General features: G+C 30.6%; 10 protein-coding genes. 5 read left to right on the forward strand and 5 right to left on the reverse strand.

The genetic code is table 11. From position 1 onward, the window contains the following. The first annotated feature begins 166 nt into the window (after positions 1-166). Together PVA18_RS00615 and PVA18_RS00620 are read left to right on the forward strand one after the other, a co-directional pair. Positions 167-3,823: a hypothetical protein gene (locus PVA18_RS00615; RefSeq protein WP_231568526.1), complete on the forward strand. Its 3,657-nt coding sequence runs from the start codon at positions 167-169 to the stop codon at positions 3,821-3,823. 477 nt (positions 3,824-4,300) lie between these two features. Continuing rightward, positions 4,301-6,475 (forward strand): hypothetical protein, encoded by a 2,175-nt coding sequence (locus PVA18_RS00620; RefSeq protein ID WP_231568525.1) that lies wholly within the window; start codon positions 4,301-4,303, stop codon positions 6,473-6,475. A 447-nt stretch (positions 6,476-6,922) separates the two neighbouring features. Here the strand turns inward: PVA18_RS00620 and PVA18_RS00625 are convergent, their stop codons facing one another. Then, the gene (locus PVA18_RS00625) at positions 6,923-8,005 is read right to left on the reverse strand and encodes a 5-(carboxyamino)imidazole ribonucleotide synthase (RefSeq protein WP_045805144.1); all 1,083 of its coding nucleotides are present in this window, start codon (positions 8,003-8,005) and stop codon (positions 6,923-6,925) included. Positions 8,006-8,294: 289 nt separating this feature from the next. Between PVA18_RS00625 and apaG the strand changes: the two genes are divergently transcribed. Continuing rightward, positions 8,295-8,699 carry a Co2+/Mg2+ efflux protein ApaG gene (apaG, locus tag PVA18_RS00630; protein ID WP_044194058.1) on the forward strand — a complete coding sequence of 135 codons (405 nt, stop codon included), beginning with the start codon at positions 8,295-8,297 and terminating at the stop codon, positions 8,697-8,699. 485 nt (positions 8,700-9,184) lie between these two features. After that, complete coding sequence (gene acnA / locus PVA18_RS00635) at positions 9,185-11,818, forward strand: aconitate hydratase AcnA (RefSeq protein WP_045805143.1); 2,634 nt, start codon at positions 9,185-9,187, stop codon at positions 11,816-11,818. A gap of 439 nt (positions 11,819-12,257) precedes the next feature. Here the strand turns inward: acnA and gatC are convergent, their stop codons facing one another. Together gatC and prs are read right to left on the reverse strand one after the other, a co-directional pair. Then, entirely contained in the window at positions 12,258-12,608 is a 351-nt protein-coding gene (gene gatC / locus PVA18_RS00640; protein ID WP_045805142.1) for an Asp-tRNA(Asn)/Glu-tRNA(Gln) amidotransferase subunit GatC, read from the reverse strand. Between the two features lie 14 nt (positions 12,609-12,622). After that, positions 12,623-13,579 carry a ribose-phosphate diphosphokinase gene (gene prs / locus PVA18_RS00645; protein WP_045805141.1) on the reverse strand — a complete coding sequence of 319 codons (957 nt, stop codon included), beginning with the start codon at positions 13,577-13,579 and terminating at the stop codon, positions 12,623-12,625. A 115-nt stretch (positions 13,580-13,694) separates the two neighbouring features. Here prs and PVA18_RS00650 point away from each other — a divergent pair, with 115 nt between their 5' ends. After that, a complete protein-coding gene (locus PVA18_RS00650) occupies positions 13,695-14,750 on the forward strand; it encodes an Mrp/NBP35 family ATP-binding protein (RefSeq protein WP_045805266.1) in 1,056 nt (351 codons plus the stop codon). A gap of 551 nt (positions 14,751-15,301) precedes the next feature. On the opposite strand, the gene PVA18_RS00655 is transcribed toward PVA18_RS00650, so the two are convergent. Together PVA18_RS00655 and PVA18_RS00660 are read right to left on the reverse strand one after the other, a co-directional pair. Further along, the gene (locus PVA18_RS00655; protein ID WP_045805140.1) at positions 15,302-16,036 is read right to left on the reverse strand and encodes a DUF2497 domain-containing protein; all 735 of its coding nucleotides are present in this window, start codon (positions 16,034-16,036) and stop codon (positions 15,302-15,304) included. Between the two features lie 12 nt (positions 16,037-16,048). Beyond that, positions 16,049-17,323 (reverse strand): TolC family outer membrane protein, encoded by a 1,275-nt coding sequence (locus PVA18_RS00660; RefSeq protein WP_045805139.1) that lies wholly within the window; start codon positions 17,321-17,323, stop codon positions 16,049-16,051. Between the last annotated feature and the right edge of the window lie 385 nt (positions 17,324-17,708).

The raw sequence follows: 17,708 nt of genomic DNA on the forward strand, positions 1-17,708 counted from the left end.
TAATTATATGAGTGTTGTTCACTAATACCATCCTAACTATAAAGTTGGTTCTGGCGTGTGTTTTATAATGAACAGATCTACAACCATATAAATAATTAATGGTATAATATACAATTTTAGATTTATATTTAGATGAGTGTATATCTTCTGTTAAATGGTAAAGTGTGTGTTAAAAAAAATAGCTCTTGTGATATTTTATTTGTATATTATCATTCCTTATTCTAGTTTATGTGAATGTAGTGATGCTAGTATATTTTATACTTTTGATGAATTAAACAAGCATAATCGCCCTTTTTGTGATGTTATATTTAAGGAAGTACCAGCTCTAGACTTTCGCATCGTACCATTTTATATGCAGTCATTTTTTGATCCCAAGTTGTTTCTTATGCATCCTTCTAAAGGTTTGAAACTTGTGCCGGAAAGAAATGAGTTGCTACATGTTGATTTCAAATCTATGATGTCTAGTTATAAAAAACATCCTAGGGACCGTAATAAACTAGCAGACTATGGTATTGTATATTATGGAATGCATAGAAGAGGGGATGATTTATGTGTCTACTACAATAGTAGTGACCAATGTATAAAACAGTGTTTACCAATACCTGCGTTAAGGCGACCTGTATTAAAAAATAATAAAAAACAAGAACTTGTTGCTGAAGTTAAAGTGAGGAGTGTAATTGAAAGCAATCTAAATAGTGCTACTGGACGTGACTATAGAGATGAAGTAAAGGAAATGTCTATAGCAGACCTAAGTTCTGTGTTTGGGGAATCTATTGATCTGATACAACCTAAGATGAACATAGAAACTCATGAATTTGAAACTAAAACGGAGTGTATTGCAGGGCAAGTAACGGAAGAAGGGGAAATTGAATGTACTAAAACTGCAGAGAAAGTTGCAACTGAAAGTGTATTGCATGATAATATAGAATGTTTACAGGGATTAAATTATGTAGGAAAGGGATATTATATAAAAAAATATGATAAAACTATAGGAGGACATAGATATTTTTGGCTAAGATTGAATAAAAAGAAATTAGTGCGTCATATATATGATGGTAAAACATATTATCCGTGTGATGATAGCATGAGTTATGATCTTGATAATATAAACATGAGGTCTTTTGTAACTTCTATTAAGGTTCGTGATAATTATTATATTGTTCCTAGATCTGAATACCGTGTTATTTCGTATAGAGGAAATACAGAGCGAAATTTGTGTAGAAATAGTGAATTATATTTTTATATTCCAACTTATCTTAAAAAAATTGAAGATGAAAAAGAATGTATTTTTGGAAAGTTAGAGTATTCTTCTGATGAAGGAAAACATACTAAGAGTTGTTTATATAGTTATACAAGTGATGATTTTCAAACTTTTGGTCCAAGTAGAAAAAAAAGTGAATTGAAGAATATGGATTTTATTTTAAAAAATGATGGAGTTCCAGATGGATTAGTAGAAAGGAATTTGTATTTTGAAGGAATGTGTCTGGATCGATTTCCTAAATACGAATATAAGGTTAAAAAGTCTATAAATGGTATTCGGACAAAACGGTATGTATACGAAATAGATAGTTATCATAAATGCGATTTTATAAAAGTTGAAGCTTGGGGAGGAGGTCAAGCTGGGTATATAAAGGATGGTAAAGCTTATTCTGGAACTCCTGCTCATTATACTCTTGGTATATTAAAAACTTATAATGGGCGGTTAAAGGGGAAGAAATTAGTAATATATGTTGGGGAAGGAGGAAGATATCCAGAAGAATATGGAGAAGATACAGTAGTAGCTCTGTGTGATTCTGACACTTTTGATGGTAACTGTAAGATTTCATTTGTAGCTCGTGGATGTACTCATAATGGGTGTGAGAAAAATGACTCTTTTATTAATGATGATATTGTAGCACATTATAGATCTGCTACTGGAATAGATTTTTTTCAGCAAAGGCCTATATGGTTACAATATTATAGGTTTATTCCATGGGGAAATCCTCATTTTCCTGATGGTACTATTAGATTAAATGCTGATGATTGTGTAGGACCAGTAAATGCATTTGAGAAAAATCCAAATCAATATCCTGGTTCTGGAGGATGTGCAAATCTCCGTAAATCTATTCAACAAGGTGCAGATGGGTTAGTAAGGTTAACATGTGAAGTATGGAGTAAAGTACAGAATGATGGAAATGGTAGGTATGCTTATGATAAAAATAAGAAATTATTGTGTAATACAGATGGTGCATGTTTGAAGTCAGTTTGTATATACTCTACAAATAATAATGATATGAAATTTAGGTCTCCTGTTACTATGTTTGGTGAAGAATGTAAGCCTCTTGTTAAATACCAGCGCAATCTTTTTACAAATATCTTCTTTGCAGGTGATAGAATGACTGTAAGACATGTTGGTCGTGGTAAGTATTGTTATCAAAATCATGAAGGTGGTGCTCCAGTTACAGGTTATAGATCTACTATGGATTATGCAGAGTATAGTGATAACGTTCGTATTAATCGTATAAAGTGTTGGCAAAATTCGTATGATGTGGGTTTATCATGTTATAGAAGTAGAGTAAGTGATTTAAAAATGTCAGGAGGTAAATATGTGTGTTGTTATCACAATATAAAGGATACAACGCATGCAGGAGATATTTGTTGGAGAGGAAAAGGTGCTGGTATATTAAACATGTTTAGTGATAGCAATTTACCTACAGAATTTAGGCAGAATTTTGATGATGGGAGTAAAGAATTGCTTACTAATTTGCCCATAGCTTCTAAAACGAAATCAGTATCTAAACCAAAAACTAAAGTACAGCAGAGTCAGGTAACAAAGGTTACTAGCCCTGTAAAATATAATTATGATATAAAAAAACAGTTATCATATTTGCATACTCAAGATAACACTCAATATCTGAAAACTATTAATGCTTATTTGTTGCAGAATAATGATAGTGTATTTGTTAATACACTACTCCAAAAGGAGATTAGCTGTCCATTTAATGGTGAAATAATAAGTGATTATGAAGTAGGCACAGATTCAAGATATAAATATTATGATTATAGGGATTCAAATTCAGGAAGCAAGCAGCATGTTTCTAATTGGAAAAATGCTAATATTAGGCTTACTGATAGTTTTGTAACATTAGCAAAGTTACAAAAATCAGAAAATCTTCCAGAGAAATCACAACCTAAAGAGCAAGTTAAAGAACAGTCTAACAGTGTGAAATTTACAGTAAAAATAGCAGAAGAAACTCCAGTAACTTTACAATATGCTTATTATCCTCAAGAAAAAACATTTTGTCTTGATACTACAGATAAGGTGAAAAATAAAGGATGTTTAGCTTCTTTGTGTATTCACACTTTTAATAATTCGGATAATTATAAGTTGACAAAAGAGGGTGTTAATGGTGCTAATGCATGTTTATCTATACCTACCATACAGAGTGCTATGACCATAGGTAACATAGGTCAAGGTATAAAGATGCTATGTCCAAATGATGATCATTGTTGTTATAATAATGAAAAAGTAAAAGAATGTATAGCTGATAAAAATCTTGCCTTATCGTGTTACGAAATTAAGGGTAGTCAGAAAAAAAGTCAGGAAAATTTTTATATATGTTGTTATAGTGATATAGCATACCATAATGATCAGAGTAAAATACGTCCTGTTTGTTGGAAAGTGGGAAAAACTATGTGGCAAATACTTGGTTATTATAAGTTGTCAGAAGAAACTAGAAAACAAGTGAATAAGGAGTATGACGGAATTATGGTGGGGCATATGGAGCAATCACGAAAGAATAAAGTTTCAGTTAGTCAAAAAGTAGATGCAAAAGCTAGTTAGATGTGTGAACTAAGTATAGTTATATGTTTATATTTTCAGGATATAATCTAAATAAGAAAGTCTAGATATGTAATTTTTAATGTTGTAGTGTGTGAAAAGTTCTAGTCATACATTTTATATTCGTAGTAAGTGTTTAGTGATAATAAATTATTTAATCTATGATTATAGATCAATATTTTAACAAATATTGTAGCTTAATATAGATAATAGTTGTGCTATGCAGATATTAGCTATCTAGGGATGAATTTAAGTTAATTGATCAATTTTACTAAGCTTTTTTTTTTTTTAAGAATCTTCTTAAAAATCATAATAATATATTAATTAATATGTTATATTTATCATAAAATGTGATTAATATAGAGAAATATCTATGTTAATATATTAAATTTTCTTTTCTAGTAAATATAGATACTTATGTCTGTATGTGTTTTTAGTCTTATAAGAAGAGTTATATGTATATTTATATTCATATTTTATATGAGTGCCACATGTGCGTTTGGGTATAAGGAAATTTCTAACAAGAAACCTAGTGGATATTATGGACCCCTGACATTTCTTGATTATAAAGTAAAGTTAACCACTTGTATTTCTAGTATCGTGACTATTAATGCAGGAGAGTGCAAATTTGTAGAAGGATGTGCAAAGCGCTATATTGCTTATGTCGATAACAGGAGTTTTTTGCGTCCGAGTTTATGTCTATGTATTGTGTCCTCTTGTGAAGGTTTGCCAAATCACCAATCAGAATGGGTGTCAAGATGTGATTTTAACCCAGAATGTGAAAACATATCTACAAGGCTATTCCATGTGCCATTTTGTCCTGTAATATTTGAAGACAAAAATATCATGAGATTTGTTCCAATAGAATTTTCACGTCAAACGTTCTTTAAACCAGGTATTAGGCTTATAGTAGTAGATGATGGAAATTTATATAAGGAAGACTTTTTCTTATCTGATGATGATTTTTTTGAAGGAAAGGAATGTAAAGCTGCATTTGCTGGAAAGTTGTATGAGTTTAAATTATATAGATCGGGAGGTGATAAAATATGTGTTTACTATTATGATAAGGGAGAGTTTTTAATTAAGTGTTTTCCTATTCCTGTGTTATCTCAACCGGTATTACGTAAATACCGGATTGATAAAGTAGGAATACAGTTTAGTAATACGCTTTTAAAACCAGGTAACCATGTTGATGATAATATTATGCGTGAGTTTAATATTAATATTATAAGGCCTAAAATTAATTTTAAGAATCATGGATTCTATTTATCTACACGATGTAAAGATGGAGTACTCTTAAAACCGAATGAATATTGTCAAAATGGAATAAGTGAAGTGCAATACAAGCATGATGATGCAGTTATGGTAAAATGTGTAGATATAAGGACAATCTTTGGATATGTATTAAAATTTCATACAGACCAAGGAGAGAGACATATTTGGCTTAAACCTTTACCTTACAAGATGATGCATTATGTACGTATAGAAGGACGGTATAAACAATGTCCTGATGGTGAGTATGATATAGCAAGTAAGAAACAAGATTTTTTAGATAATATTTTGATAAATGAAGATGATTACTATATTAACTCTGATAAGCAAAATAGCATCGGGGAGATTAGTGTTTATCCAGGTCATCACTCTTGCAATAATATCAAAGACTCATGTTATTTATATCAAAATATCCTAGAGTATACTAAACCTCCAAAGTTATTTTCTAGAGCTTTTCCTCAATTTGTTCAACCTAATAGATTTGATGTTAATGTAATAAAATACTTTAATGTCGATTATCGAGAAATATTGTCTTTAGATAAATCATTACAAAGTAAATTACAGCCCTTAGATTATCATTCTATGGGGATGTGTATTGATGATTTCGGGGGTATAATATATACAGCAACAAAAGGTTCCCCATATGATAAAAGTTCAAGTGCTATGTCATTGAAGTATAATAGAGCGATAAAAGGTAAAAGACATGTGTATGAATTATTGTATGATCCTAAATTGCAACGTATATACAATGTGCCGGGTAAGTGTGATTTTGTAAAAATAGAAGTTTGGGGTGGAGGACAACCTGGTAAAATTGATGTTGAAAGGTGGAGAAATGAAGAAGGGCAACCTGGTGGATATGTAATGGGTATGTTTCGTTTAAGAAAATCTCGAAAATATTTTATCAAAGTAGATTTTCAAGGGATTCATCGTCCAATTGATAATAACAATGGTGATATAGGAGCAGATACTATAGTTGATTTTTGTGGAATAGGTAGGCATGGTAAAGTAATTTGTAAAGTGAAGTTAACAGCGAGTGGAGGAGGTGGAAAGTTACAAAATAATATAAAGGAGATGGTAAAGATTAATTCTAATGTAAATCAGAAGGAAATGTTATATTATAGAGTAGTTGATAATAGTTTGAGTCGTAGATCAGAAAACGTGCCAAATGGTAAGAGAATAAGATTTATTCCATATCAGAACTTCATGACAGAAATGTTCTGGGAAGAGATAGGGCAAAATGACTGCAAATCAGGACAGCTTCTAGCTGAGAATAATAGTGCGTATTTTGGAACTGGTGGTTGTGCAGATGTTAACACTAACTCTACTGAGGAAGGAGCAAATGGTATGGTAAGAATTACTTGTGAAACTTGGAGTAATAGATAGATGCTAGCTTGTGTAGCTAAAAAATGATACTTGTTCTATATTAGAATTCTTATGACAGAAGTTTTATTATAGTAGATGGGATGTGGACGCATATTGGGAAGCTTTTTAGTTTTTAGTGTTGAAATAGTGAACATTGTGTAGTTAATGGTTTGCAGTATTAGCACTTATTCTATTGTGGGGATAGGTGGCATGAAATTACCTGTGAGAGAAAATCTGGTCAAAATAGGGCTATAGCTTATATGGCTTTGTATTCTAAATTGATGTTAATTGTATAGGTTGTGTGTTGATAATGGGTGGTAATTATATTAAATTCAAAATGTTATTAACTTAATAACTTATTGTTGTTGCTCTCTAATATGCATGTAAATTTTATAATGCTATAGTATGTTATTATCTAGTAAATATTGTGAATATTTGTATTATGATGTTGTTTTGTATATATGGTTGTTAATTTAGCTTTAGTGTATTGATATGACCCATTTTTCTGTTCTTGCTAGCTTTTGTCTTCCCATATATATATATATTCTCGTTGGCCTTAGCTTCATACTTATAATAATTGTATATATTGTCTCCTAATATGTTATTCATAATACATGGAAAAAGTAATTTTACAGGTTTTAAAGGTAATCCACATATTGCTCTTATTAATTGTTCGAATTGGCTAATATTACAGGCATCTAAACTCCAATGCCCAGAATTATGAGGACGTGGAGCTATTTCATTAACTATTAGTTCCTGTGTATTTGTTATAAAAAATTCGACTGTTAATAAACCTACTAGATTTATAGATTCTGCAATTTGTAGGGCAATTTTTTGTGCTTGTACATTTATGTCTTGAAAGATTAATGCTGGTACTGATGATGTTGCTAAAATACCATTAGTGTGATAGTTTTCTGCAATTGGAAAAAATTCTATAGATCCGTTAATGCTTTTTGATATTATAATAGATATCTCTTTATGAATTTTTACAAATTTTTCTAAAATATATGGCTGTTCCCAATTGAGATCTAACAAGTTATTTAAATCGTCTTGTTGTTTTATTAGATATTGACCTTTCCCATCATAACCTAGTTCTGTGGTTTTAAGTATACTAGGATACCCTAATTCTAGAACATTTTTTACTAAACTATTGTAACTATCAATTATTCTAAAATCTGTGGTTTTAATTCCTAAGTGTCTTATATGCTGTTTTTCTCTTATTCTATTTTGAGAGATGTATAGCGCTTCTTTTCCTGGGTGAACTGTGATTTTTTGTGATAGTATGTCTATAGTGCTGCTAGGGATATTTTCAAATTCTAAAGTTGCAATGTTGACGTTAGCTGCAAATTTGAGTAGTAGCTCTGTATTGTGGTAATTATTTAATACAGTTACATTGTTGGTGGTATATATTGATGGATCATCTGGATTGTCAGTTAATAAATGTGTTTTATATCCTAATTCTGCTGCAGCGATGGATATCATTTTTCCTAATTGGCCTCCACCTATGATTCCAATAGTAGATCCAGGGCTGATGTATGGATTATGTGGCATAATAATAAGTTTATTGTTATGTTCTCAAAGTTAATAATAATCTGTCTAAAAAAAACAAGTCAATTAAATAATAAAGTGTGATTTTTTGATACTAGATTATAGCATGCTATATTTGTGACATGTGTGTTGGTGCAATAGCTTTTGTTATATAGAGACAAAATGTGATGTGTGTAATTTTTGTACTAATTTTGAAGGGATTGTGATTGTTTTAGATCATAAATTTCAAGTATTGTATGTTGATATATTAATCAGATTAGTGTATCATTTATTACGTAGCTGGGGGTTGTTTATGACACTGCAATATTATAGTATGACCAAGCTTATTGAGGTTAAGGTCGTTCCAAGTTACTTGGAAGAGCAATCTGCTCCACATGAAAATTGTTATATATGGTTATATAGCATCAGAGTTAAGAATAGAAGTAATTCTACAGTTCAACTTTTAAGGAGGAGTTGGAAAATCATTGATTCAGCAGGTATTATTAATGAGGTAACAGGTTTGGGGGTAATAGGAAAGCAGCCTGTATTAAAACCTGGGGAATTTTTTGAGTATACCAGTGGTGCATATTTGAGTACTCCATCTGGTATGATGCATGGAGAATATCAATTTATGGATGAAGATGCTGCACAGATTTTTTATGTTAGTATACCGATGTTCTCATTAGATAGTCCTTATGTTAATACAAAGCCACATTAATGTTTTTGGTGATTTTAGTTATTCGCTCCAAATTATGTGGTATATTGAAATATAGTTTTTTTATATATTTTTGCTTCGTTTCTATTGAAGTACATCTGTAATTAAGTTAGTAATTATTTGAGTTTTGATCATAAGATATGAATGTAAGCTTTAGCATGGTTGTTACTATTTTTAGTTAGGTAATCTATTGTTTAGGAGAAGGCTATTGAGGATATGTTGTATATTTTACAATAAACATTTTTCTTGATTTTTTTAGTAAAAATTTGTAATGTATATTAACCTTAACTGAAATGAGTATAAATAATTATTTAGAATTACCTGTTAAAGTAGAAAGGTATACTTTGATGGAGTAATGTGTAGTTAAACTTAAATAAGAGATCACCTATGTGATACTTTAACTTAAAGATTTAATGATATATACTAAGCTTTCTATATGATATGTTAAATTATCTTGGTAAAAAGGTAAATTGTAAGGAGTATATGGTGTGGAATTTTTAGATTCTCTTAATTCAAGAAAAAAGTTAGCTGTAGGAAAAAGTTCTTATGAATACTTTAGCTTAAAAGCTGCAAGCAGTAAGTTGGGGATTGATATTACTAGGTTACCATATTCGTTAAAAATATTGTTTGAGAATTTGTTGCGTAATGAAGATGGTTATGGTGTTAAGGTTGAGGATATAAAAAAATTAGCTCAATGTGTTAATGAACACGTAAACTATGAAATTAATTTTTCTCCGGCTCGGGTGTTAATGCAAGATTTTACTGGTGTGCCAGCAGTAGTTGACTTAGCTGCAATGCGTGACTACGTGAAAGAAAGTGGTGGAGATCCAAGCATAATTAATCCTAAAGTACCAGTTGATTTGGTTATTGATCACTCAATACAAGTTGATTTTTATGGGAAAGAAGATGCATTTAATAAAAATGTGTCTGTAGAGATACAAAGAAATTTAGAAAGATATAAGTTTTTAAAATGGGGGCAACATGCTTTTAGAAATTTTCGTGTTGTACCTCCTGGAGCAGGTATATGTCATCAGGTTAATTTAGAGCATATTGCTAAAGTTGTATGGAATGAAGGGGGTTTAGTATATCCAGACACTTTAGTAGGTACTGATAGCCACACAACTATGATTAACGGTTTATCTGTTTTAGGGTGGGGAGTAGGTGGTATAGAAGCTGAAGCAGTAATATTAGGTCAGCCTATTACTATGCTTATTCCTAAAGTTGTAGGATTTAAATTGATAGGGAAATTATCTGAAGGTGTTACTGCAACAGATATGGTATTGACTATCACTAATATCTTGAGAAACAAAGGAGTTGTAGGAAAATTTGTTGAGTTCTATGGAGATGGGTTAAGTGGTTTGTCGGTTCCGGATAGAGCTACTATTGCTAATATGTCTCCTGAATATGGTGCTACATGTGGATTTTTCCCAATAGATCATAAAACTTTAGAGTATTTAGAGATAACAGGACGTGATTCGCCTCTAATAGATTTAGTAGAATCTTATGCTAAAGAGCAATGTTTATGGTATACCAAGGAAGAGCCGTATTATGATGATAAAATAGAATTTAATCTAGAGACGGTGCAACCTGTGCTTGCTGGCCCAAAAAGGCCTCAAGATAAAATTTTTCTTTCTGAAGTAAAAGCAGCATTACAGAATTTATTACCAACTTCAAGATTGACAGTTGGTGCAAGGAATAAATCTTTACAAGATGGAGATGTGGTTATTGCTGCAATAACCAGTTGCACGAATACATCAAACCCTAATGTGATGATTGCTGCTGGACTTGTTGCTCGCAAAGCAAATATGTTGAATTTGAAGTCTAAGACATGGGTAAAAACTTCATTAGCTCCAGGTTCACAAGTTGTTACAGAATACCTAGTGAAGTCGGGATTACAAAAGGATTTGAATGCATTAGGATTCCATTTGGTTGGGTATGGATGTACTACTTGTATAGGGAATTCTGGTCCCTTAGATCCTAATATTGAAGAAGATATCGAAGTCAATAATTTGGTTGTTGCATCTGTTTTATCTGGTAATCGTAACTTTGAAGGAAGGATACATCCTTGTGTAAAAGCTAATTTTTTAGCTTCACCACCTCTTGTTATAGCTTATGCTTTGGCTGGTACTGTGAATATTAATATTCACGAAGATCCAATAGCTGTAGATGACAATGGAAGGGATGTTTATTTACGTGATATATGGCCTTCTAATGATGAGATTAATGAAGTTATCCGTAAAACTATTGATAAGCAGATGTTTGTTGATAGATATAAGCATATTTTTAATGGAGAAAAATATTGGAAGAATTTAAAATATATTGATAGTGATATCTATGCATGGGATCCAGATAGTACTTACATACAAAGTCCAACATATTTTAAGAATTTCTCTCCTAATATAGATGTGAATAATAGTATTGATATTAATAATGCAAGAATTTTGGCTTTGCTAGGTGATAGTGTTACTACTGATCATATTTCTCCAGCTGGTAATATTGCTACAAATAGTCCAGCAGGTATGTTTTTAATGCAGAATAATATTATGGTACAAGACTTTAATTCATACGGATCACGGAGAGGAAATCATCACATAATGACGCGTGGTACTTTTGCTAATATTCGTATACGTAACGAGATGGTAAATTGTGAAGGTGGTTTTACTAAGTATGTTCCTACTGGGAAAGAAATGCCAATATTTGATGCATCGCAACTTTATCAACAAAATAGCATACCATTAGTTGTTATTGCCGGAAAAGAATATGGTAGTGGTTCTAGTAGAGATTGGGCAGCTAAAGGTACTTTCTTTTTAAACATCAAGGCTATTATAGCTGAAAGTTTTGAACGCATCCATAGATCTAACCTTATTGGTATGGGTGTATTACCATTGACTTTCAAGGAGGGTGATACAAGAAAAACTTTGAATTTAGTGGGTGATGAAGAAATTAGCATTGTTGGTGAAATTGGTATAGGTAAAGAAGTGGAGTGCATTATTTTTAGAAGAGAAGGTAATATTAGTCGAAATATAAAACTAATTTGCAACCTCAATACCGCAACTGAAATTGATTATTTTAATAGTGGTGGTGTTTTGCAATATGTACTAATGAAGATGATGTACAGCTAAGCTTTTATATGTATATCATGTTATTATATAAATATACAGACTTTACAACATTAATGCATATGATATGTTGGAGGTTGTAAGTTATACTAATCTTACTACTGCTAGACGTAGATCTTCTTATTGATTATTTATCGTCAATAAAAGGTGTATGTTTGTACTTGGAATGTTTGTGAAATGTGGAAGTACTATATTGTAATAGGTTTTATTAAACTGAAATATGTGATTTAGGTGAATGCTATAACTTATACGTGTAATGTTATACTAAAAAATAAAGATGAAATATATAGTTCTAACTAGTATATACTAGATATGTATGTTTCTTAGTTACTCTTGAGCATTTCCACTCTACACATGGAATCTTACATTGTAAAATGCATATACAAGAGAAATAAAAAGTGTGTATACACACGCTAACACTACTTGTACAGGTTTTTTTCTTTTATTCTATTACTTTTGGTACAACAAAAAAGTCATGTTCTTGTTCAGGAGATTGAGATAATACTATATCTTTTATGTTGCCATCATTAACAATATCCTTACGTAAAGGAAGTCCATAATCATAATGTATGCCACCGTTACCTATTGGAGTCACATCTTTAGTGTCAACTTGTGATATTGTTTGTATCCAATTTAACACTTGCTCTAACTCTTTTAAGTGATAATCGATTTCTTGATCATTGAGCCTTATTCTAGTCAACTTTGCAGCCTGTAGTAAATCGTTTTTGGTTAATGACTTACTTGGGTGTGAGTGTGCATTAGATGTGTGATTTTCAAGTTTATTTTCTGTCAATTTTTTCCTTAAGTTTATGCTAAATTATAGAGTATATAGTTACTTAGAAATTTATCAATGGATAAAGTTTGAATTTTTGATGTGTTGAAAGAATTATGATTTATTGTGTCAGTTATTGTTAAACTGTTCAGATTTGAATTGGTTATTTTCTCTATTGCACTGCCAGATAATATTCCATGTGTAACATATGCACTAACTTGTAGGGCTCCTCTATCTTTTAAAGCTAATGCTGCATTGCATAATGTGCCAGCTGAATCTACAATGTCATCGACTATAATACAATCTTTATTTTCTACATTACCAGTTATGTTCATCACTTCAGATACACCAGGTTTTGCTCTATACTTATCTATAACTGCTACTTGGATGTCGTTGTGTAATTTGCACTGTTTTGATAGTGCATTTGTAAAAATTCGGGTTCTATTTAATGCCCCGTAGTCGGGAGATACAACTACTAAATTGTCCATATTGTATTTTTTTATAATATCTTCTATAAAAATAGTATGGGGACTTAAATTGGTAGTTGCTATATCAAAGAAACCAGCTAATTGATTTGAATGTAGATCGATGAAAATGATGTTATTTACATTTGCTGTACTTAATATGTTAATAATGACTTTTGCACTTAATGCAGAGATCATTAAGTTGTTATCATCTAGATTTCTGTACATTACTCTATCTTGTCTAGTATAACAGAGATATGGTATTATCATAGTTGTTTTACTAGGACATAATGTTCTATTGATTGCATCTGTCAATAAGAGCAACTCTAGTAGATTATCATGTGCTGGAAAGCAAAGAGAATTTATGATTATGACGTGCTTATTTTTGTCATCTTGGTTTTCTTGAATTTCTACATTTATTTCTTGATCAGAAAAATAAGAAATGTACGAGCTAATCAACTTTATGCCTGTAATTTTTGATATGCCCTTTGCTAAGTTAATACTAGACGTACCAGAGGATATTAACATCGAAAAAAATCTGTATGTAAAATGGATGCTCTGATGATACGTAATGGTTTACTAAAAGTAAATAGGTATTTTTTAATAATATGTGTTATCATACAGCAATCTTTTTAGGATGATAGTGGTAAACAAACAAGATATATTAGATGCATTGTCAACAGTTATTGATAGTAATAGCAATAAAAATGTTATCGAGTTAGGGTTAGTAAGGTCTGTATTAGTGAATGATAATATTGTGCATTGTATATTGAATTTATCAGATGAGCATCAAATAGAACCAAGAAATACGATTGAAAAAAAATGTAAGGATGCAATTAATGCTGTACCAAATCTTAAAGAGTTGAAAGTTGTTTTTACTACTGTACATAGTGCTGTTAATAAAATAAATAAAAAAATGCCTATAAACAAGATATCAATTCCGGGGATAAAAAATATAATACTTATATCTTCAGGTAAAGGTGGTGTAGGTAAGTCTACAGTTGCAATGAATATGGCACTATCCTTATTACGTAAAGGGTATAAGTCAGCATTAGTTGATCTTGATATTTATGGACCATCCATACCTCATATGTTAGGTCTTAAAAAGACTACTAATCCTGAAATAGACCATAATAATAGAATGATTCCAATTACGAGATATGGTCTTAAAAGTATGTCAATAGGATATTTGATTGATAAGAATAATGCTGCTATTTGGCGTGGTCCTATGGTAACAAAGGCAATATATAGTCTCATGGTAAATACAGTGTGGGGGGAAGTGGATTATTTAGTAGTAGATACACCTCCTGGTACAGGTGATGTACATATTAGTCTTGTTGAGAAATTTAACGTTACTGGTGTTATTGTGGTTTCTACACCTCAGGATTTAGCTATTATTGATGCAGTCAAGATATGTGATATGATGAAGAAAGTGAATGTTAATATTATTGGGTTAGTAGAGAATATGAGTTATTTTATTAATTCTAATTCTGGTGATAAGACTTACATTTTTGGTAAACAAGGTGTACATAGGATAGTAAATGAATTGAATGTAGATTTTCTTGGGGAGATAGCATTATATCCTCAAATATGTAATGTGGCGGAATTGGGAGATCCATTGGCATTGGACCATGAGATATGTAAGATTTATGATAATATTACTGATAATGTATTACATAGCATGAAAAATAAATGTTAAATTGTATATTATGATTGTTGTTTTTTTGTTATTTAATTCTCATCATATAAGAGTTTATACCATTATTTCTTAGTACCCAAATGTGGGTTTAAGTTTACTTCACTAAAAAGTGTATATGTAATTACCGTGTGTTAAATAGTTGTAGGTGTTTATAAGAATGTACCGTTGTAGAATAAATGTTAAAGATCTGTAAGGCTGTTTATTGTTTTTTACAGTTGTTTAAATCTAGCTACGCACTTAAGTTTCCTTGCTTAGAAGTGTGTAACTGTTATCTATAAGTATTGTTATCATATTTTGGATATCGTCCATTCTGCAAAATTGAAATTATCAGAATAGTTTGTAAGTACTTAGTAAAATGTTATTCTTTTACCTACGATTTCATTAATCTTCAGGAATCTCCAGGTCAATTAGGTAATGTTGTTTTATTATCTATGGTATTTATACTTTGGAAAGGCAATGTATCTTAAAAAAGTTTAATGTGATCAAACTAGTGGCAATTGGTATCAAATACTAAAATTTTGATATGTTATTCTAAATTTAAACTGGTAAAGTTAATTTTGATTTGATTTCTTTATAATATGTTTTATTTCTTTTTCTACTATTTCTTTTACTAACTTCTGTAGATTGTTGTTGAGCCATGTTGATAACTCTGGTTTAAGCATTTTTATTACTAGTTCTTCTATTGTAGGACTTTTATCATTTGAAATATTCAGCGATTTTGTATGATGGTGTATTTGTGTTATTAGCTTTTTTATTTCTTCACTATTTGCAACTATATTTTCAGGTGATACTAAATTTTCTGTTATAAGGCTATTTTGTTGATGAATACCTTTTATTTCTGATGTATTGTCAATTTTAGATATTTCTTCTGAAAGAGTGTGTGTTGTCGTTAATCTTGTTTCTTGCGATGATAGCCGTTGAGTTGATTGCTCTATTGATATGAATTGATTTATATTGGACAATTGATCAGGATAAATTTTCTCTTTTGTAACAGATACTTGTATGTCTGGTTGTGTTGTGTTTTGATATGATTGATATGTTGTTGTTGGTAAATCTGTTATTGATTGAAATGTTTTATTGATTTCATTTAATGTATTGTGTACATGTTGTATGTTATGTAGTTCTATAGAATTTTCTGGATTTTCTAAATTTAGTACTTCATCATCAGGGGCACTACTAGCATCATGTTCTGCAATAACGTGATCTGTACTATCATTGCCAGATATAACTTTTCTAATATTTGCAATTGCTTCTTTAAGGGGTTGAAAGTTCTTAGTATTACTCATAAGTTTTTTATATTAAATATAATTAATGTTCAGCTGTCCTATTAATGCAAGTAAATTATATATACTTATTACAACATTACTTTGTACATTCGCAAGATTGACTTTTGCTTTTAAAAGTTCTTGTTCTGCATCTAACACATCTAGGACTGTTCTTAAATTTAATTCTGCTTCCTGTTTTATTCCAAGTAATGTTACTTCTGAATATTTTACAGAGTCTTGAGCTGCTTGTAGCATAGAATTAGCTGTGGAAATATTTTCCCAATTTAAAATTACAGATTCTTTAATAGTATTTAACACTTCATGGTGTGAATACATTTTTTGTTTTATTGCAAGTTGTGATTGCGTAATGGCAGCAATGTTGAGTCCTTGTTGGAATATAGGTAATGACATTTTTATTTCAAAAAAGTTATCGGTTTTTTTAGGGGTTATGTAAGGTTTATTAGTATAAGTATAGGAATTTATTGATGATATGCTTATGGATGGGAGTAAGTGTGCAATTGCTATTAAAGTCCCTTGTTTTGCTGCTTTGTATCCATTGTGAGATGCTTGTAGAGAAAGGTTATTTTTTTGAGCTATTTCTAGAGCTTCTTCTATAGATGATGGTATTGTTGGTATGATAGGATTTTGTAAGTCTGTTGGTATTTCTCCAGTTATGTGAATGTAGTTAGCTTCTGCAATTTTCATTTCTCCACGAGCCTTGATTAATTCTGATGTAGCTGATGATAATCTAGCACTAGCTAATGAAACGTCTGTTTTAGTAACCTCTCCTAAAGAAAAACGTTTTTGTGTAGCTATTAGGTGTTCTGTTAATACTTTTTTAGTATGTTGTGTTAATTTATATACTTCAGCAGTTGTTAAAACCTTCATGTAAGCTTTGATTGCTTTAAGTATAATGTTTTGTTTCTCTAGTAAAAAATTGATATCTTCTATATTTGCTAGGTATTTTGATTGTTGAAAAGCAGCAATGTCAGCTCCTCCATTGAATATCTGTTGGGTTACTGTGAGGCTCATGGTTCTATTGTCATTGTTATGTAAAGAGAGTTCTGGCTGATATGCCTGCAGAGAATATACAACTGATGGTAAAAATTTTGATATACTGTTCAATTTGATTTTTTGTTTGTTCTCTAGCGAATGATAGAACTTTGCTTTTATGTTAGCATTATTTGATAATGCTGCATGTAAAGCTTCATCTAAACTAGTACAATAGCTGTTGTTAGGTATAACTGATATGATATACATCAATATCAATGCACAGCAAGTCTTATACATATTAAGTTTAGTTATCATTAGAATGCTACCAACATTATGTCAAAAAGTAATACTAGCAATGATTAAACTGTAATTAATTTTGATTAGCAAGAATTAAGTGTGAAGTTTAGTTGATTCAGTTCTGTATTATTCTTGAATTTGTAAGTTATAAATTTCATGAATTTTAATGGCAAACACAAAGAAAGCATATAAGTTAAATTGAGATACATTAAATTACTACTGAGTATGCATTTACGATACATGCGTATATTAATTATAGAACCTTAGGTAGGAGATATTATAAAATTTATGTTAGGTAGGTCTTGAGTGTGGCAATTATTGTTCAGCTTTACTCATAAATAAGTAATAAGTTCAAGTTTTTTCTCAGTGCTATTTTAGGGATAACAATTAGTAATCTTTTGAA

This window comes from Ehrlichia muris subsp. eauclairensis, assembly GCF_051097115.1.
In the GTDB taxonomy this organism is placed as follows: Bacteria; Pseudomonadota; Alphaproteobacteria; order Rickettsiales; family Anaplasmataceae; genus Ehrlichia; species Ehrlichia muris.